Raw genomic sequence first — 19,078 nt, 5'->3', positions numbered from 1 at the left:
CCACATCGGTCCACTGGAAGTCTGCGGTGGTCGGCTTGATGCTCACCCTGAGTCAGGGCTCCTCTCCACTGTCGGTCGTCGGGTTGCCGGATACGGTGTTGCCGCCGTGTGAGGCCTTCTCGAAGCCCGGGGGGCCGCGAGCCGGTCGCCGTGTGTCGACGTGTCCTCCGGGTCGGCTGATCGGGAGTGCGGTCGGTGGTGACACCGTGGTGCCGCGGAAGCGCTTCCCATCGATCGTCACCGTGGCCGTGATGATTGTTAGCGCTCACAACCGGTTTCGGCAAGGGTTTCCCGTACTTTGGTCGGCCTCCGGGGTGCGGCGGCTCTCGGGCGACGAACGCGTGCCGGTACCGACCGGCCGGTACGACCGCGTGCGTGTCGGCGGCTTCGCGAGCGGCTCTTCGCGTTCTTGCTCTGGGTGCCGCGTTACGGGTGCCTGTCCTGTCGGCCGGCAAGAGGGCGGTCGCGCCGCGTTCGCCCAGCTGGGGCCATGGCCTGGGGTGCTTCCGTACCGTCGGCGCCGACGAGGCGCGTCCCGAGGGGCGCCCTGGGCTCACCTCCCCGCGGTGTCGATCCGATGTCGACCCCGGCCGCCTTCCGTCCGTCGCCGACGGGAGAGGCATGCCGGGCCCGGAGGCCGGCGGCCGGGGCTGCGTGGCGTGGACCCGTGGGGGTGGGGGAGGGGTGGAGCTCCCGGTTCCGCGGCGGAGTTGGAGGCGTCTTTAGGGACCGCGCGGACGTCGGGCCGCTCGTCGCCGACGGAAGCCCGTCGGGGAAGACTCCGGACGGCAGCGGTCGACGGCATCGGTCGACGGCGGCCTCCGCGGCGGCCGCGGTGAGGCCGCTGCGAGCCGGCCGGACGGCCTGTACCGTCGAGCACCTGTCCGGCGGGATGCCGGGAACGTAACCCGTTCGGCGAGCCTGTGAGTTCGCGCCGCCGATGTGTCGTGATGCCGAGGTCGCGGCGCTCTTCGAGGGGGCAGGCCGGCCGACCTGGCCCTTCGAGCGGGCCCCGTCGGCCGGCCGGTCGCCCCGCCGCTGCCTGACCGTGGTGGCCCGGCGGCCCGGTAGTTCGGTAGCCCGGCGGCGCGGCGAGGTCGCAGGGCGACTTCGCGCCGCATGTCGCCGACGCGTGATCGGTAGAGGCGGTCCGAGGCGAATGTGCCGCACGGGTAGGCGCCTTCCGGTGGTCCGCCGCCCGCGGTGTCGGTGGGGCATCTCTGCGGGATGCCCCCTTTCGCCCCCTTCTTCGGGTCGACGGCCGTGCATCACCGCGAGAAAAAGCCTGGCCCCTCTTGTCCTGCAGTGATGCGAGCGCTAACAATCAAGCTCGACCGAGGCTGTCGAACCTCGACCGCCTCCCGGACGACGCCCCGGTGGTGCGAGGACACATGCTGCCGCCGAAGCCCTTCGGGACAGAAGCACCCTCAACGACGAGATTGCCAGGTAATGCCCATGACGAACTTCCGAGCCGCATCCCTCCTCCTCGCCGCGACCACCAGCTGCGCCCTGCTCCTCACGGCCTGCGGGCAGAACAGCGAGGGGGGAAGTCAGGAGTCGAAGGGCAAGAAGGACCTCACCATCGGGATCTCCATGCCCACCAAGTCCTCCGAAAGGTGGATCGCGGACGGCGCCAACATGACCGCGGGCCTGAAGAAGAGCGGTTTTCTCACCAACCTGCAGTACGGGGAGGACGACCCCGACCAGCAGGTGGCCCAGATCGAGAACATGATCACCCAGGGTGTCGACGCTCTGGTCGTGGCGGCCATCAACGGTGAGGCGCTGTCCAACGTCCTGCAGCAGGCGGCGGACGCCGATATCCCGGTGATCTCCTACGACCGGCTCATCCTGGGATCCCCGCACGTCGCCTACTACGCCTCGTTCGACAACAAGAAGGTCGGCAAGCTCCAAGCCGACTACATCGTCGAGAAGCTGGGCCTGAAGGACGGCTCGAAGAAGGGCCCCTTCAACATCGAGCTGTTCGCCGGCTCCAACGACGACAACAACACCAAGTACTTCTTCAACGGCGCCATGGAGGTGCTGAAGCCCTATCTCGACAAGAAGCAGCTTGTCGTGCGCTCCCAGCAGACCCAGCTCCCCCAGGTCACCACGCTGCGCTGGGACGGAGGCACGGCGCAGAAGCGCATGGACGACTTGTTGACCTCTTCCTATTCCACGGCCCGGATCGACGCTGTGCTGTCCCCTTACGACGGCATCTCGATCGGCATCCTGTCGGCCCTGAAATCCGACGACTACGGAAGTCCGGCCAAGCCGCTGCCGATCGTCACCGGCCAGGACGCCGAGGTCGCCTCCGTGAAGTCGATCATCGCGAATCAGCAGACCCAGACCGTCTACAAGGACACCCGCGCACTGGCGAAGGTCGCCGCGAACATGGTGACCGCAGTCCTCGACGGCAAGAAGCCCGAGATCAATGACGACAGCACCTATGACAACGGCAAGAAGGTGGTTCCGGCCTACCTGCTCGACCCGATCAGCGTCGACAAGGCGAACTACCGGAAGGTTCTGGTCGACTCCGGCTACATCAAGGCCGAGGAGCTCCGTTGAGCTCCGACGCATGCGCATCGCCCTCGCCCTCGCACCGGCCTCCGGCCGGCGGGCCCGTGCTGGAGATGCGGGCCATCGTCAAGACCTTCCCCGGCGTCAGAGCCCTGTCGGAAGTGACCCTGTCCGTGAAGCACGGCGAGGTTCACGCTCTGTGCGGAGAGAACGGCGCCGGCAAGTCGACGCTGATGAAGGTCCTGTCCGGGGTGCATCCGCACGGGACCTACGAGGGCGAGGTCCTCTTCGACGGCGAACTGTGCCGCTTCAAGGACATCAGGGCCAGTGAGCGGCACGGCATCGTCATCATCCATCAGGAACTCGCGCTCGTCCCCTATCTGTCCATCGCCGAGAACATCTTCCTCGGCAACGAGCCGTCGCGACGAGGAATCATCGACTGGCGCGAAGCACTCAGGCGCGCCGCCGAGCTGCTGCGACGCGTCGGTCTCGACGAGCACCCCGAGACCCGGGTGGCCGACATCGGCGTCGGCAAGCAGCAGCTCGTGGAGATCGCGAAGGCGCTGGCGAAGGACGTCCGGCTGCTGATCCTCGACGAACCCACCGCCGCCCTCAACGACGAGGACAGCGCGAAACTGCTGCGACTGATGCGGGAACTGAAGGACCAGGGCATCACCTCCATCATCATTTCGCACAAGCTCAACGAGATCGCGCAGATCGCCGACTCCGTCACCATCCTGCGCGACGGACGCTCCATCGAGACCCTGGACGTCGGAGACCCGGCCACCACCGAGGACCGCATCATCCGAGGCATGGTGGGGCGGAGCCTGGACAGCCGTTTCCCCGACCGCACCCCGTACGAGGGCCCGGCCGACGGCGACCCGGTCCTGGAGATCCGGGACTGGACCGTACGTCACCCCCTGGATCACGGCCGTAAGGTCGTCGACCGGGTCTCGCTCCAGGTCCGCCGCGGCGAGATCGTCGGCGTCGCGGGACTCATGGGCGCGGGCCGGACGGAGCTCGCGATGAGCGTCTTCGGCCGCTCCTACGGCCGTTACGAGCAGGGGACCGTTCTCAAGGACGGCCGAGCGGTGCGCACTCGCACGGTGCCGGAGGCGGTTGCCAACGGCATCGCGTACGTCACCGAGGACCGCAAGCACTACGGCCTCAACCTGGAGGACTCCGTGAGCCGGAACATCTCGCTCGCGTCTCTCCGGACACTCGCCCGACGGGGCATCGTCGACGCCCACGAGGAGCGCAGAGTCGCCGAACGGTACCGGCGGACCATGGGCATCAAGGCCCCGAACGTCCTCGAACCGGTTGGCCGGCTTTCCGGCGGCAACCAGCAGAAGGTCGTTCTCAGCAAGTGGATCCTTGCCGGACCCGACGTCCTCATCCTCGACGAGCCCACCCGCGGCGTCGATGTGGGGGCCAAGTTCGAGATCTACACCGTGATCGACCGGCTCGCCGCCGAGGGCAAGGCCATTCTCCTCATCTCCTCCGAGCTGCCCGAACTGCTCGGCATGTGCGACCGGGTCTACACCATGGCCGCCGGCCGGCTGACCGGCGAAGTCACCCGCGAGGACGCCACCCAGGAAGTGCTGATGCGGCACATGACGCAGGACATTCCCGCACCGTCGGCAGTCGGCGCAGGCACCGCCACCCCCAACGAAGGACATCAGGAATGAGCACCCCCGCCACCACGAAATCGACCGCTCCGGCGCCCCCGGGGGAGGGCGCTGCCCGGCCCGGCGGGGTGCAGGTGGCCCGTGTGCTGCTGGACGGCGTCCGGCGCAACATGCGCCAGTACGGCATGCTCCTCGCGCTCGGCCTGATCGTGCTTCTGTTCCAGGTCTGGACGGGGGGAGACCTCCTGCTGCCGCGCAACGTTTCCAACCTGGTGCTGCAGAACAGCTACATCCTCATCCTGGCCATCGGCATGATGATGGTCATCATCTCCGGGCACATCGACCTGTCGGTGGGCTCGCTGATGGCCCTGGTCGGCGGCGTGGGGGCGGTGCTCATGGTCGAGCACCATCTCTCCTGGCCCGTCGCGGTGGTCCTCGCACTCCTGCTGGGGGCCGTCGCGGGTGCGCTCCAAGGGTTCTTCATCGCGTACGTGGGCATACCGTCGTTCATCGTGACGCTCGCCGGCATGCTTCTGTTCCGGGGCCTCACGGAGATCTTCCTCCAGGGCCAGACACTCGGCCCGTTCCCGGAGGGACTGCAGAAGATCGCCAACGGTTTCCTGCCGGAAGCGGGACCGCAGACCAATTACCACAACCTCACCCTCCTCCTCGGCCTGGGACTGATCGCCTTCGTCGTGTTCCAGGAGGTGCGGGACCGCCGACGCCGGCGGGAGTTCGCACTGGAGTCGCTCCCCACCAGCCTCTTCGCGCTGAAGGTGACGGCCTTGGTCGCCGCCGTACTGGTCACGACCCTGCTGCTCGCCAGCTACAAGGGCGCTCCTGTCGTGCTCCTGATCCTGGCCGTGCTGCTGGTCGGTTTCGGCTACGTGATGCGCAACGCGGTGATCGGCCGCCATGTGTACGCGGTGGGTGGAAACCTGCCCGCCGCGAAGCTGTCCGGGGTCAAGGACAAGAAGGTGACCTTCGCGGTGTTCCTCAACATGGGAATGCTCGCGGCGCTCGCCGGACTCGTGTTCGCGGCCCGCTTCAACGCGGCCTCGCCCAAGGCGGGCGTGAACTTCGAACTGGAGGCCATCGCCGCCGCGTTCATCGGCGGGGCTTCGATGAGCGGCGGCGTGGGGACCGTGGCCGGCGCCATCATCGGCGGCCTGGTCCTCGGCGTGCTCAACAACGGCATGAACCTGGTCGGGGTGGGCACCGACTGGCAGCAGGTCATCAAGGGCCTCGTGCTGCTGGCGGCGGTCGGATTCGACGTGTGGAACAGGCGCAGAGCGGGCGTCTGAGACCACCCCCGAGGTGGCTGTGCCCGCCGGTTCTGTCACCGGCGGGCACAGCCGCCTCGGCATGTTCCCGCGCGGTCAGCCGCGGATGCCGAAACGCAGGACCGTCGTCGACCGGTACTCATCGCCGGGCCGGAGCACCGTGGACGGGTCGCCGGGGCGGTTCGGGGAGTCGGGGAAGTGCTGGGTTTCCAACGCGATACCGGCACCCGCCCGGTAGGGCGCGCCGCTTTTCCCGACCACGGTTCCGCCGAACTGTCCGGCCGTGTAGACCTGCAGGCCGGGCTCGGTGGTGAACACCTCCATGCACCGGCCCGTGGCCGGCGCGTGGAGGACGGCTGCCCGGCGCAGCGTGCCGTCGCCGTCCGGGGTCAGCACGAAGTTGTGGTCGTACCCCCCGCCCGCCGCCATGGGCCGAAGCTCGGCGCGGGCCAGTGCCTCGGAGAGCTTGAGCGGCCGGCGGAGATCGAACGCGGTGCCGGAGACGGCGAGATGCTCCCCGTGCGGAAGGAGATCTCCGTCGACCGGGGTGTAGTGGGAGGCGTCGACGGCCAGCTCGTGATCGAGAATGTCACCAGCACCCTCGCCTTCCAGGTTGAAGTAGGCGTGGTTGGTCAGGTTGACCGGCGTGGCCGCGTCGGTGACCGCCGTGTAGGAGAGGGCGAGTTCGTTGTCCCGGCCGATGAGACAGCTGACGGTGACGTCCAGGTTTCCGGGAAAGCCTTGATCGCCGTCGCGGCTGCGGAGGTGCAGGAGCACCCCGGTCCGCTCCGGGGTGTGCACGCTTTCGGCTTCCCAGATCCGGGTGTCGAACCCGTCGGTTCCGCCGTGGAGGCAGTGGCCGTTCTCCTGCGTGGTCAGCTGGTACGGCGTGCCGTGCAGGGTGAACCGGCCGTGGGCGATGCGGTTGGCGTAGCGACCCACCGTGGCGCCGAAGTACCGGGCGGCGGCGGTCGACTCGCGCGGTTCGCGGGGCGCGAGGACCACATCGGCCGTACGGCCGTGCCGGTCCGGCACCCACAGTCCGTGGATGCGGGCGCCGTGGGTGTGCACTTCCGCCGTGAGCCCTCCGGCGAAGCCGAAGGTCCAGCGCTGTCCGGCTGCCGGGTCGGGTCGGCAGACCGGAGGGCCTCCGGCGAAAGGGGGCGAAGACGGGTTCATGGAGCTCCTTGACACAGCGGGACGCAGCCGGAGAGGGCGAGGGGCGGGCCGACGGCCGGATGACCGACGCCGCTGCCGCTCGCGGACAGGGGAGGCTCCGTGTGGGCGCGAAGAGGCGCAACGGACCCTGCCGACCCGCATACCCGCTACCTGCGTGTTAACGATAACAAGGTGGGTGGCGGCTCACCAGTGCCCTCCGGCGCCGGGCGTGATCGTCCGCAGGTATCCCTGTGTGTTCGCTCATTGGCGCTGCGCCGTCGCAGCCGCGATGACCTGACGAACAGAACGACAGGAGCCGCGTCGCGGGGCACCGTTACGCACGGTTCGGTGGGAGTGGGGAGGTGAGAGTCTCCTCCCGGCTACGGGACAGCCCTTGGGCCGTGTCCCATGTGGCGAGTCGGCGGAGCCGATTGCAGCAGCAGGTTGCGGTGCCTCGGCCTCGGAGCGCGGCGCGCCTCGGGATCTCTGCCGACACGCGCCGCGGCGGTTCCGGCCCGCTGGGTCGCGGATCGGGCCGGTCGGTTCGTCAGCCGGTCAGACGGAAGGTGGCGTCGCGGCGGTCGATGTCCGTGGCGGCGGGGTCGAGCCTGAGCTGGTAGGCGTAGTGCCTGAGATGACGGTCGGGGAAGTTGTAGGACTGGAACGAGGTCCAGGATGCATCGGCGAGGCCAGGTACCTGGCGGAAGGTGGCGTCGGCGCGGAAGGCGGCCGTCCCGTCGTCGCGTTCGAGGACGAGGTCGAAGTTCTTGTGCCGGAGGTAGTAGCCGGGGTTGTTGACGGACTGGATGGAGACGTATCCGGAGCCGCCGACGAGGCCGGGGGACAGGCGGAACTGGGAGTCCTGGAGCGGGCTGACGTTCGCGTCGATGCGGACGTCGAAGTCCTGGTGGCGCACGTACCGGTCGGGGTGGTTGAAGGACTGGATGCGGCTGAGGGGGGTGTTGTCGCCGCCCCACTCGCTCAGGACGCGGGTGCTCTCGGCGGTGGTGAGGGCGAGTACCGAGCCGTGGCGCTTGCGGGTGCCGCCCAGGTTGTAGGCCGGCCCGGCGCGGAAGTTCTGGGTGCTGCCGAGGTTCGTCGAGGTGATGGGCATGTAGCCGCGGCCCGTGGCGTACTGGTCCAGCCACAGGGCCCATTCGTCCCGGCCGTTGAACTTCATCCACATGGGGCCCTCGACGACGTTCCCGCCCGTGGCGCCGTTGGAGATGCCCATGTGGGAGAGGTTGCCGAGCGTCGTCCAGGCACCCAGGATCGACTGGGATGCCTCGATGGTGATCTGGCCGTCGGCGGAGGCCCGGTAGTACCGGTACCCGCCGGCGTTGTTCGGCGACTCGACGATCTGTGTGTCGATGATCCCTTGGCTGCCGCTCCGCTCGATGTAGAGCTGGGGTGAGCTGAAGGTGCGGAAGTCGCGGGTGCGCACGTAGTGGATGCGGTGCTTGGTGACGCCGTCGCGCGGGGAGTTGGTGGCCCAGTAGACGACGTAGTCGCCCGATGCCGGGTCGTGGACGGCTTCCGGCGCCCAGGCGTTACCGGCGCCCGTGATCGCTCCGGCCACGTTCAGCAGGCGGGGTGGCGACCAGGTGACCAGGTCGGCCGACTCCCAGACGACGAGTGACGTGCTGCCCCGGTTGGCGGCGTCCGCCCACGAGGTGCCGGAGGCGATCCGCAGGTCGGTGGCGATGATCCAGTACCGGTCACCCCGGGGGGACCGGATGAGCGCGGGGTCGCGGACGCCGCGAGTGCCGACCGTGGACAACAGCACGGGAGCGCCGTGGTTGAGGTCGGTCCAGTTCAGGCCGTCGCCGCTGTGGGAGAAGTGGATCTGCTCACCGTTGGCGCTCTCGCCGGTGAAGTGGGCCATCAGGTAGCCGGTGGTGGGGTCCAGTGCGGCGGCCCGCTCCGCGTTCACGACGGTCCAGGAGGTGAACAGCATGGTCAGCGCGGTGAGCAGGATGCCCAGCCGCGTCGCGGCGGTGCGTCCAGTCCGTTTCATGGGGCTCCTTGTCTCAGGGGGCGGGTGTGGGAGGGGCGGTGGAGCCCGCCGAGCGCCCCGGCTACGCCCAGATCGCCGGGGGCCTCCGCGTCTGGGCGGCCCCGCGGGATCGGCGCGGGGCCCGCGCAAGCGGTACGGCCGGATGGACGTGGAGCCCTGGTTCAACCGGCGTCCACGATGCGCCAACGGTTGTCGGCGGTGCCGTCGTCGGCGGCCTGGACGGCGAACGCTCCGACCGCGCTGGAGTTGCCCGCCATCCCGAGAAGCTTGCCGCTGTGCACATTGCGGATCTTGAAGGTGCCGTCGCCCTGGTCGAGGAGGGTCCACCGGTGGTCGGCCGTGCCGTTGTCCGCCCATTGCAGGACGCTCGCGTGGTCTGCGGTGGACATGTTCAGCACGCCCAGCACCTTGCCGCTGTTGACATTGCGGAAGCGGACCGCGGCTCCGTCGGCGACCACCTCCCAGTCGTGGTCGGGGGTTCCCGAGTCGTGCCACTGCAGGGCGAGCCCGCCGTCGGAGGTGGACATGTCCTGGATGCCCAGCATCAGGCCGCTGCCCACGTTGACCAGATGGACGGGGGAGACGCCACTGGTGTTCCAGTACACGGTGTAGTTGTGCCCGTGGGCGTCATGGAAGGGGCCCAGGGCGACGGTGGACCCGCCCGCCGTGGCGGTGAAGGCGAGCGAGGTGTCGCTGGTGCGGGTGATCGTGGCGGGGTTCAATCGGGGGAGCGCTGTGAGGGCGGTGGAGCCGTAGTTCCCGGACAGCACGGTCGGTCCGTACGTGATCGCGGCCACGTCCGGGTTGTCGTTCGCCGCCCGCATGACCAGGCTCATCGGCAGCCGGACGGTGACGGTGTCGCCCGGCGCCCACGCGCGGGAGACGGTGGCGTAGGTACCAGGTGCGGTGGCGATGTTCTGGATCACGTTGTTGACGCTGACCGTGGCTCCGGACGTCCAACCCGGGATGCGGATGCGCAGGGACCACACGCCTGCGGCGGCCCCGGTGATGCGGAGGGTGGTGGTGTCCTCCGCCGGATAGGCGGTGGTCTGGGTGACCGTGATCCCGCGGCGGGACCAGGTGAGCACCGAGGGCACGAACAGGTTGACGGTCAACGTCGTGCCTGAATGGAAGTAGATGGAATCCATCAGCCGGGTGTGCATCTCCAGGCCGGTGCCCTGGCAGCACCAGAAGCTGCCGTAGTCGGTGCTCCAGGTCCCCCCGCCCCACGCCGGCCCCACCCCGCGCCGGCTCCCGGGCTTGAGCGGGGTGAAATAGGTGACGTGGCCGTGCGGGTCGGCCGGGTTCTGCTGACCGATCATCTGGTTGAGCCAGGCCTGTTCGTAGTAGTCGAACAGTGCGGCCCGGTCCGGGGTCACTGCGAACAGGTCCCGGGTCAGTTTGAGCATGTTGAAGGTGTTGCAGCTCTCACAGGTGTCCGAGGCCAGGTAGGAGGCAATAGCGTTCGGGGCGCGGAAGTGTTCCGCCTGACTGTTGCCCCCGATCGCGTAGGTGTGGGCACCGACGCACAGGTTCCACGCGTTCGTGGCGATGTCCCGGTACCGGACGGTGCCGGTGGCCTTGTACTCCCGCAGCGCCCCGATCCACTTCGGGACCTGGGTGTTGGCGTGCAAACCGTCCAGCCGGTCGAGGTTGGAGGCCAGCGGCCCGTACACGGCCTCGTGGTCGAACCGGCGGGCGACGGCCAGCCAGCGGGCGTCACCGGTCTGCTGATGGAGATCGGTCAGCACGTCGTTCATCCCGCCGAACTCGACGCCCAGCATCGCCTGAGTCTGCTCCGTACTCAGCCGCCCGGTACGGGCCTCGACCCACCCCGCCAGGGCGAACAGCACGTCCCGCGCCTGTGTGCTGCCGATCAGACGCCATACGTCGAGCAGGCCGGCCAGTGTCTTGTGGACGGTGTAATAAGGGACATTGCCGTTCGTCAGCGCCCCCTGTTCCAGGGCGGCGAAGTCGGTTTCGGGATATCCGGCGAGATACCCGGCGCTGAACCCGGCGTTCGCGTTGTTCGCCTGGCACTTGGCCAGTTCGGCCACCATGTAGGTGGCCTTGTCGCGGGCGACGGTGTCCCCGGTCACCGCGTGGAGTTGCGCCCAAGCGGTGAGGAAGTGCCCCTGGACGTGGCTGCGGAAGGGGAAGGCCGGCGCCTCCCAGCCTCCCGTGGCTGCCGCGCCCCCGGTTGAAATCCTATGGTTCGCCCGAAAGTTGTAGAGAAGTCGGTCGACATCCACGAAGCGTAGGTAAGCGGCGGTTCGGACCTGATTGTCGAACCACCTGCCAGCGGTCAGCCGGACCTGGCCGAAGTCGAAAGCGTATGCGGAGACGCCGATATCGGCGCGAACCGGAGGTATGGCCGCACGTGACGGGGAAGCGCCGAGTGCCGGACCAACCGTGGTGGCGACAGCAGATACTCCGGCGAGCTGCAGAAGACGCCGTCTGCTCAAAGCCTGTGACATGAGGGCACCTGTTTTCTTGATCGGGGAAACGACCGATGAGTGCGCAACGCCTGAACGGGAGGAATCCGTGGGGAGGCATGGGAGGTCCGTGCGTGCGGACAGCTTTGAGGCATGCCTGAACCAGAGTGCTGAGACGGCGTAGATACCTGTGTTCTCTGTGAGCAAAGCGATTGTGAGCGCTGACAATCCTTGAGGGCAAGAGGTGTGCAGCATTCTGCGATCGGTGCCTGACATGCGGCGGTAGCCGTAATCTCTCGCGAGATCAGTGAGGCGTTCGCGCTGTATGAGAGAAACCAAAATGGTGATAAAAGGCTAGAAAATCTCAACAACCCGGGCGTTCATCTCGCCATTTTGGAACATCGCGAGGGTTGCTCCAGGTGCTTGACCAGGGCTCTTGTTATCGCTCACAAGCGAGATGGCCGAGTTGCGTGTCTTGATCCTTGAGAAGGAATGGGGATTCTGTACCGGTGTGGGGCCGGGTTGCGGTGGCGTGACCTGCCCGAACGATTCGGTTCGTGGAAGGCTCTGTGAACGCCGGGCGGAGTCGTTTGTGGCAGCACAGGGCTGCGGCGCGGTCGAGGAAGGCCAGAACCGGCGGTGGGCCGTCGACTTCGATTCCCCGAACCACGGCGGCGATGCCCGCCGGGCGCATCCACCGACCAGGACATAGGTGATCGCCGCGGACAGCGTCGCGTCAGGCGTGTCCTGCTTCCCGCCGCCCTGCGGCGGCACCTTCGACGGCGGGATCAGCGGCTCCGTGATCTCTCCCAGGCCATCCGGAACAAGCCCACTCCACGTACCCCGCCCCCATGCTCAGAGCAACGAGCTGAACCACATGGGGCAGCCCTCAGCCCGGCAGCCGGCTCCGCATGCTTTCCGGCACCGCGTATCCGGGCACTGACGGCCAGCGAACGGTCAGCAGTACCGACTCTTCCTCGGCGAACCACGAGTGAGCGGTATCGCGTCCCCACACGACGTAGTCACCCTGCTCTTCCAGGTGCACGCTGCGGCCGGGGAAGTCCACCCGGAAGCGCCCGCTGATGAGGACCAGGAGGGCTGTCCGTCTCTCGTCCTCGACCCACTGCGCTCTCTCGTCGCCGCAGGGGTGGACACCCCATTTGATCTCCACAGCCTGGCTGTGGCGGGGATCGTCCATGTTCTTGAAGTGGCCGAGCAGCCATCCCCGGTCCAGGGCCGCGTCCTTGCCCGCGTTGCCCACGTACACGTTGTCATCCACGCTTCGTCACGCTAGCAGTGGCTTGCTCGCTCGCAGGAGGGGACCGGCATCCGTCCATGTCCGACGAACGGACGTGGAGGCTGTCCGGCCCGTCGTGAAGGGGTCGCGTCCGCCGCAGGTGAGCGTGCTCATCGAGGAGCGGCCCTTTAGGTAGCTGGTCGGAATGACGCCTGAGTGGGCAGCACAGGCGATGGGGGGAGGGCTGAACTGTGCCTCCGGGCCCCTCCACCGCCCTGAGGCGATGCGGTCCCTCTCCTTCCCGGGGTCCGGAGGATCAGCCTGTTACCAGTAGTGCCGTCGTCCTCCCACCGCGTGTCCCAGGGCTCCGAGAACCCACAGCACCGCGCCGATGGCCACCAGGATGATCCCGATGGTCCACAGGACGCCGATGCCGGCGATCAGGCCGACGACCAGAAGAATGAGGCCGAGGACGATCATGGTGCCTCCGATCATGGACACCCCCTGTTACCAGGTTCGCGCCGTCGTGCCCAACCCACAACAGGGGAGGGACGGCACCCGGCCGCACCGACAGGGCGTTCCGTCCCGGCCGGGGTCGGTCGGGGGCCCGGGAACGCGGCGTTGCGTCACCCCCCGAGTCCGATCGCCACAGAATGTGAGGATGCCGAAGATCGAGGAGTCCGTGAGGCGTGCGGGCCGGGAGTCCGACGCGGAGATCACCGAGCGGATGCCGGTACGGGCCGGACCGGACGGTGCCGTGGCTGCGACCACCGTCCGGCCCGGAGTTCAGGGGTGCGCTGCCACGGCGTCCGGGGGCTCGTGCTCGCATGCGTCGTCGATCCCGTACGTGTCCCATTCGGGGAAGGGATCGGTTGCGGGGCGCGCCTCGCTCTCGGACATCAGGCATGCGGGCAGCGCTTCGTGGAGGGGCTCCGCGCGCAGGTCCGTACCGATGAAGACGAGTTCCTGACCCTGCGTCGTCCCGGCGTCCCGTGCGCCGGACGGTTCGAAGCGGGCCACGGAGCCCGCCTGCGACCAGAGCCCGGTCACGTTCGGCCGACTGGACAGCCAGAAGAAGCCCTTGGAGCGCAGAACCTGTCCGTACCGGCCGCTGTCGAGCCCGTCGGTGACGAACGTCCACAGGCGCTCGGGGTGAAAGGGGCGGTCCGAGCGGAAGACCGTGCCGGAGATGCCGTACTCCTCGGTCTCCGGCATGTGGTCCCCGTTCAGCTCCCGCACCCATCCGGGCGCCTGCTGGGCCCGTTCCAGGTCGAAGAGGCCGGTGCCGAGAACCTCGGGCAGTCCGACGCGCCCGCCGGTGACGGGCACGATCCGGGCCATGGGGTTGAGGCGGCTGAGCGCGGCGTTGAGCCGCTCACGCTCTCGCCCGTCCACGAGGTCCAGCTTGTTCAGCACGATGACGTCGGCGAACTCGATCTGGTCCATGAGCAGGTCGCTGACCGTGCGTTCGTCGTCCTCGTACTGGTCGAGCCCTCGCTCGGCGAGGCCGTCGCCAACGGTCAGTTCCGGCAGGAAGTTGGCCGCGTCGACCACGGTGACCATGGTGTCGAGCCGGGCCAGGTCGCCCAGCGTCGCACCGTCGTCGCGGGGGAAGGAGAAGGTCGCCGCCACCGGCATCGGTTCCGAGATGCCGCTGGACTCGATCAACAGGTAGTCGAAACGGTCCTCGCGGGCGAGCCGGTCCACTTCCTCGAGCAGGTCGTCGCGCAGGGTGCAGCAGATGCATCCGTTGGTCATCTCGACCAGGCGCTCCTCGGTGCGCGAGAGCGCCGCCTCGCCGCCGCGGACCAGCGCCGCATCGATGTTGATCTCACTCATGTCGTTGACGATCACCGCCACTCGCAGGCCCTCGCGGTTGCCGAGGACATGGTTGAGCAGCGTCGTCTTGCCGGCTCCGAGGAATCCGGAGAGCACGGTGACGGGCAGCGGTTCCCGCGCCATGAAGGATCAGCCCCCGGGGTGCAGGAGGCCGCGCTCGTACGCCTTCACCAGTCGCTGTGGCACCTGGTGGACGGTGCCGTCGATGGTGACCGGCACGAGTTGGGGTGTCGTGGCCTTCCACTGGGCGCGGCGGTGACGGGTGTTGCTGCGGGACATCTTCCGCTTCGGAACTGCCATGGAGACCACCATTTCTCTTGTCGTCGGCACCACAGGCTATATGAAAATGATAGTCAGTACCAAGTGGCTCGTGTGGCCGGGCCCGCCTCTCCGTTCCGTGTTCCCTCCGGATCGGCCGACGCCGCTGCCGCGTGTCCGACTCGGGTGGGGACGGTGCGCCCGTCCCGGGGCGCGGTGCGGGGCCTGCCGTCGCCGAGGAGGTGTCGGCGAACCCCGCGTCCGCTTCTCCGCCGTCAGTGAGGCAGGGGGATCTCGAAGTGCACAGTGCCGACGCCCGGGCCGTGCTCACCCGTTGGCCGGGCGTCGAAGATCTCCTTGGCCATGCTGCGCCAGAAGGCTTCGGCGCCCTCCACCTGGACGTTGGTGTGCAGATAGATGCTGTCGTAGCCGGGCGTCGAGGCGGCGAAGTCGCACGCCTGACGCACCAGGGTCCGCGCCAGGCCGTGGCGGCGGTGTTCCGGGAGGACGTAGACGCGAACGAGCTGGGCGGTGGTCACCGGCGGGTACCGCTCGGAGAGCCAGCGGGGGTGCGGCGGATGGGCCGGGCCGCCCGACCGTACGCCGGTGGTGGCCACCACCTCGCCGTCGCACACGGCCACCAGCAGCTGGTGCCGGGGGTCGTCCAGATAGGTGCCCGAGAGGTCGACGACGTCCCGGTGCCAGGCGGGGACGTAACCGTAGCCGAATTCCCGGTAGAAGGTGTCGAGCATCAGACGTCGCGCTCCCTCCATGTCGGCCCGCGTGGCGGGCCGCACGGTGTACGAGGGGGGCGGGGCGCTGTCGGTCATCGTGGATCTCCAGTGGGCTGGCGGAGGGCTCATGGGGCTCAGGGGGGCGTCTGGGCGGGCTTGCTGCGTCCGCGTGGCGGAAGCCCCCGCACCTGCGGGCGCGGGTGACGAAGGAGTGACGCAAAGTCAGGTGACAATGAAAACGATTATCGATAGCGTACGCCAGGTCAAGGTGGGCGCACCGGGACGGGCGCCGTCGGCGACGTGCCCGGAGTCCTCAACAGCGTGGCGAAAAGGGAGACCGTGGCTCATCTGTTGATGGTCGAGAGCTGGGTCGGATCGATGAGCAGATTGCTGCCGCGGGCGATTCGCGAGGGAGGCCACGAGTTCACCTTCCTCACCCGCGACCTGCACCACTACCTGCGTGCCGCACCCGAGGGCGCCACGCACCCGCTCCTCGGGGCCCGCCATGTGCTGACGGCCGACACCAACGGCATCGAGGCGCTGCTGCCCTTCGTCGAGCGTGCCCACCGCGCGCTCGGCTTCGACGGCGTGATCACCTCCTGCGACTACTACCTCCCGACAGCGGCGCGGATCGCCGACCGGCTGGGGCTCCCGGGCCCGACCGCCTCGGCGGTCGGGAACGCCTGCCGCAAGGACGCCACCCGCCGCGTGCTGACCGACGCCGGCGTACCGGGACCGCGCTTCGCGGTGTGCGCGGACTGGGCCGAGACCGCCGCGGCGGCACGCGACATCGGCTATCCGCTGGTGCTCAAGCCCGTGGACCTGTGCGCCGGGATGTACGTACGGCGCGTCGACGACGAGGAGGCGTTGGCGGACGCCCACCGGGCACTCGCGGAGTTCCCCGTCAACGCGCGAGGACAGCGCCGTGCCCCCGTCGTCCTGATCGAGGAGCTCCTGGTGGGGCCCGAGGTCAGCGTCGAGACCGTGTCGTTCGACGGGCTGACGCACGTGCTGGGCGTGACCGACAAGAGCATCGGCGGCGCACCGGCCTTCATCGAGACAGGCCACATGTTCCCCGCGGCGCTCTCCGCCGCGGACACCGAAGCGGCCGAGGAGACGGCCCTCGCCGCGCTCAAGGCCCTCGCCCTGGACGGCGTCGTGGCCCATACCGAGATCAAGCTGACGGACGACGGGCCCCGAGTGGTCGAGGTCAACCCCCGACCGGCCGGCAACCGCATCACGGAACTCGTCCGCCACGTCACCGGGGTCGACCTCGCCGCCGCCTGCGTGGATGTGGCCCTCGGCCGCGAGCCCGACCTGCGCCGACGGGCCACCGGCCTGCGGAGCGCCGCCATCGGTTTCCTGGTGCCGGACACCGAGGGAACGCTGGAGTCCATCGAAGGCGCCGACGACGTGAGCGCGGCCGCCGGTCTCCTCGAGCTCCAACTGGCCGTGCCCGGCAAGGCGGTCAAGGCAGCGGGCAGCAACAACGAGTACCTGGGCCACGTCATGGCCGGCGACGCCGAGGGCCTCGGCGCCCGCGACCGCGCGGAGGTCCTGCTCTCGGCGCTCCGCCCCGAGGTGGTCGGCCCATGACCGCGATCAGCGCCACGACGGCCACCGCCGCCTCGTACGACGAACTCGTGGACCGAGTCCGCAGCGGGAGCCTCGGCCCCGACCCGCGCACCCAGCGCATCGCCGTCGCCTTCACCACGCGCCAGTCCGTACGGCACGACGGGCGCAGCGGTGGCTACCGCAACGAGGTGCTCAGCCTGCGCCTCGCCGAAGCCGTCGGGTCCTGCGCGGTCGAGCCGGGCGAACTGCCCGACGATGCCACGGACGACTGCGTCGGCGCGGATGTCGCCCAGCTCCTGGAGCACGACCTGGGGCCGGTGCGGGTGGCCGCGCTCGACGCGTACCTGATGCACGTCCTGCCGCACACACCCGAGAACGGCGCACGGGCCTGTCTCGTGCCCGCCGGAAGTTCGCTGGAGAAGTCCCGGGCCCGGGCACGGGCCGTCGTCGGCATGCTCGCCTGCCCTCCCGGCGGCACCGTGCTCGTCGTGGGCGTCGTCAACTCGCTGCTGGAGGCGCTGCGGGCGCGCGGGCTGACGTACACGGCCTGCGACCTCAAGGGCGGTACGACGGAGTGGGGCGAGCCGGTACGGACCGACGCCCTGGCCGAACTGGAGCGCTGCGACGCCGTACTCGCCTCGGGCATGACCCTCGGCAACGGCAGTTTCGAGCCGCTGCGCGAGCACGCGCTGCGGCACGGCAAGCCACTGGTGATGTTCGCCCAGACGGGCAGCGCGGTGCTGCCGCGCCTCATCGGCGCCGGGGTCAGCGCCGTATGCGCGGAGCCGTACCCCTTCTTCTGGCTCGACGGCGGCCCCGGGACCCTCCACCGTTACGAGGGCGCCCTGTGACCACCGCCGTCCTCGGCTCCTCCGGAAACCGTGAACTGCTCGCCCTGCTCGGCCGTACCCCGCTCGCCCGCGTCACCGCCGACCTTCCCTGCCCGCAGCCCGGCTTCTGGGCCAAGCTCGAAGGGCTCGGGGTCGGAGGCATGAAGGCGCGGGCCGCGGTCTCCATGTTGCTCGGGGCCAGAGAGCGCGGCGAACTGCTGCCGGGCGCCCCGGTGGTCGAATCCACCTCCGGCACCCTCGGTATCGGCCTGGCCTTCGCCGGCCAAGCCCTGGGGCACCCCATCGTCCTGATCGGCGACGCCGAACTGGAGCCGTCGATGCGGCAGTTGCTGCATGCGTACGGAGCCCGGCTGGAGCTCGTCGACCGCCCGGCGGCCGAGGGCGGCTGGCAGGCCGCTCGGCTGGCCAGGCTCCGCGCACTGCTGGCGCTGCTGCCCGACGCGTACTGGCCCGACCAGTACAACAACCCCGACAACATCGCCGGCTACGCGCCTCTCGCCGCCGAGCTGGCCGCTCAGCTGGACCACCTCGACATCCTGGTGTGCAGCGTCGGTACCGGAGGCCACAGCGCGGGTGTCGTCGGCCCGCTGCGGCGCCACTGGCCGGGGCTCCGACTGATCGGCGTGGACGCCACCGGCTCGACGATCTTCGGCCAGCCCGCCAGGCCCCGCCTGATGCGCGGCCTGGGCAGCAGCATCCACCCGCGCAACGTCGCCTACGCGGCGTTCGACGAGGTCCACTGGGTCGGTCCGACCGAGGCCGCGGACGCCTGCCGCCGACTGGCCAGGGGCAACTTCGTCAGCGGCGGCTGGAGCACCGGAGCCGTGGCCCTCGTCGCGGCCTGGGCCGCCCGCGTCCACCCCGGAGCGGTCGTCGCCACGGTCTTCCCCGACGGGCCGCACCGCTACCTCGGCAGCCTGTACGACGACGACTTCACCGCCGCGCACGGTCTCGACCTGACCACCGCCGCCGGCCGCCCCGTGGAGATCACGCATCCACGGGCCGTGGAGGCCACCGGGTGGACCCGGTGCCGCAGGGTCACCGACCCCCTGGAAGGCCGCGCCCCGACACCGCGCACCGGGGAAGCGAGCCCGTGAAGGTCACCCAGCGCACCGTGCGCCTCGAACTCGCCGAGCCACTGCGCATATCCCGCTCCGTGATGGCGGCCCGCGACGCCGTCTGGCTGGCCATCGAGCACCAGGGACAGCGCGGCCACGGAGAGGTCGTCGCCAGCGTCTACTACGGACTCGACGCCGGCGCCATCGGTCGGCTTCTGCGTCGAGCCGCCCTGGAGCTCGTCCGATTCCCCGACCCCGAGAGCGCGCTCGACGCCCTCCGCGTCGGGCGGCTGCCGGCCGACGGCACCCCGCCCGCCGTGACCGCGGGGATCGAGTCGGCACTTCTCGACCTGGTCGGCAAGCGCTCCGACGTCCCGGTCCACCGACTCCTCGGGACCGCCACCCCGCCCGCCGCCGCGACCGCCCGCACCATCGGCATCGTCCCGCCGCGGCGGGCCGGTGCCCAGGCCGGGCGCCTGGCGCGGGAC

14 protein-coding genes and 2 pseudogenes are annotated in these 19,078 nt (G+C 69.4%); 7 read left to right on the top strand and 9 right to left on the bottom strand.

The features are described from left to right. The first annotated feature begins 1,455 nt into the window (after window positions 1-1,455). The 3 genes from chvE to mmsB all read left to right on the top strand — a co-directional run bounded on the left by chvE (window position 1,456) and on the right by mmsB (window position 5,449). Window positions 1,456-2,565 (top strand): multiple monosaccharide ABC transporter substrate-binding protein, encoded by a 1,110-nt coding sequence (chvE, locus tag CR470_RS24145; protein ID WP_097869640.1) that lies wholly within the window; start codon window positions 1,456-1,458, stop codon window positions 2,563-2,565. A 65-nt stretch (window positions 2,566-2,630) separates the two neighbouring features. Continuing rightward, window positions 2,631-4,205, top strand: coding sequence for a multiple monosaccharide ABC transporter ATP-binding protein (gene mmsA, locus CR470_RS24140; protein WP_097869639.1), 1,575 nt, complete (start codon window positions 2,631-2,633; stop codon window positions 4,203-4,205). Then, window positions 4,202-5,449, top strand: coding sequence for a multiple monosaccharide ABC transporter permease (mmsB, locus tag CR470_RS24135; protein ID WP_097869638.1), 1,248 nt, complete (start codon window positions 4,202-4,204; stop codon window positions 5,447-5,449). Before mmsA ends, mmsB begins: the two co-directional genes overlap by 4 nt. 75 nt (window positions 5,450-5,524) lie before the next feature. Here the strand turns inward: mmsB and CR470_RS24130 are convergent, their stop codons facing one another. The 9 genes and pseudogenes from CR470_RS24130 to CR470_RS24085 form a co-directional block, all read right to left on the bottom strand. Beyond that, window positions 5,525-6,607 carry an aldose epimerase family protein gene (locus CR470_RS24130; protein ID WP_097869637.1) on the bottom strand — a complete coding sequence of 361 codons (1,083 nt, stop codon included), beginning with the start codon at window positions 6,605-6,607 and terminating at the stop codon, window positions 5,525-5,527. Window positions 6,608-7,133: 526 nt separating this feature from the next. After that, window positions 7,134-8,603: a glycoside hydrolase family 43 protein gene (locus CR470_RS24125; protein WP_097869636.1), complete on the bottom strand. Its 1,470-nt coding sequence runs from the start codon at window positions 8,601-8,603 to the stop codon at window positions 7,134-7,136. 161 nt (window positions 8,604-8,764) lie between these two features. Beyond that, a complete protein-coding gene (locus CR470_RS24120; protein ID WP_097869635.1) occupies window positions 8,765-11,080 on the bottom strand; it encodes a beta-L-arabinofuranosidase domain-containing protein in 2,316 nt (771 codons plus the stop codon). A gap of 588 nt (window positions 11,081-11,668) precedes the next feature. Next, window positions 11,669-11,851, bottom strand: a pseudogene (locus CR470_RS24110) (transposase); the annotation flags it as partial. A gap of 76 nt (window positions 11,852-11,927) precedes the next feature. Next, window positions 11,928-12,317 carry a signal peptidase I gene (locus CR470_RS24105; RefSeq protein ID WP_097869633.1) on the bottom strand — a complete coding sequence of 130 codons (390 nt, stop codon included), beginning with the start codon at window positions 12,315-12,317 and terminating at the stop codon, window positions 11,928-11,930. Between the two features lie 282 nt (window positions 12,318-12,599). Next, window positions 12,600-12,755: a DUF6131 family protein gene (locus CR470_RS39695; RefSeq protein WP_097869642.1), complete on the bottom strand. Its 156-nt coding sequence runs from the start codon at window positions 12,753-12,755 to the stop codon at window positions 12,600-12,602. 306 nt (window positions 12,756-13,061) lie between these two features. Continuing rightward, on the bottom strand, window positions 13,062-14,237 hold the full coding sequence (locus tag CR470_RS24095) for a GTP-binding protein (RefSeq protein ID WP_097869632.1): 1,176 nt from the start codon (window positions 14,235-14,237) through the stop codon (window positions 13,062-13,064). Window positions 14,238-14,243: 6 nt separating this feature from the next. Next, window positions 14,244-14,414, bottom strand: coding sequence for a 50S ribosomal protein L32 (gene rpmF / locus CR470_RS24090; protein WP_097869641.1), 171 nt, complete (start codon window positions 14,412-14,414; stop codon window positions 14,244-14,246). 233 nt (window positions 14,415-14,647) lie between these two features. Beyond that, window positions 14,648-15,202 carry a GNAT family N-acetyltransferase gene (locus tag CR470_RS24085; protein WP_097869631.1) on the bottom strand — a complete coding sequence of 185 codons (555 nt, stop codon included), beginning with the start codon at window positions 15,200-15,202 and terminating at the stop codon, window positions 14,648-14,650. A 243-nt stretch (window positions 15,203-15,445) separates the two neighbouring features. Between CR470_RS24085 and CR470_RS24080 the strand changes: the two genes are divergently transcribed. From CR470_RS24080 to CR470_RS24065, 4 genes and pseudogenes are all read left to right on the top strand, one after another. Beyond that, entirely contained in the window at window positions 15,446-16,702 is a 1,257-nt protein-coding gene (locus tag CR470_RS24080) for an ATP-grasp domain-containing protein (protein WP_097869630.1), read from the top strand. Next, entirely contained in the window at window positions 16,699-17,532 is an 834-nt protein-coding gene (locus CR470_RS24075; protein ID WP_097869629.1) for a Rossmann-like domain-containing protein, read from the top strand. The genes CR470_RS24080 and CR470_RS24075 overlap by 4 nt, the downstream gene beginning before the upstream one ends. Beyond that, window positions 17,529-18,629 carry a PLP-dependent cysteine synthase family protein gene (locus CR470_RS24070; protein WP_097869628.1) on the top strand — a complete coding sequence of 367 codons (1,101 nt, stop codon included), beginning with the start codon at window positions 17,529-17,531 and terminating at the stop codon, window positions 18,627-18,629. Before CR470_RS24075 ends, CR470_RS24070 begins: the two co-directional genes overlap by 4 nt. Beyond that, a pseudogene (locus CR470_RS24065) lies at window positions 18,626-19,078 on the top strand (dipeptide epimerase); the annotation flags it as partial. The gene CR470_RS24070 and the pseudogene CR470_RS24065, both read left to right, overlap by 4 nt.

Source organism: Streptomyces sp. rh34 (assembly GCF_002551245.1).
Classification (GTDB): Bacteria; Actinomycetota; Actinomycetes; order Streptomycetales; family Streptomycetaceae; genus Streptomyces.
The sequence above is the reverse complement of the archived record's forward strand: the minus strand, read 5'-3'. Positions and strand labels throughout refer to the sequence as shown.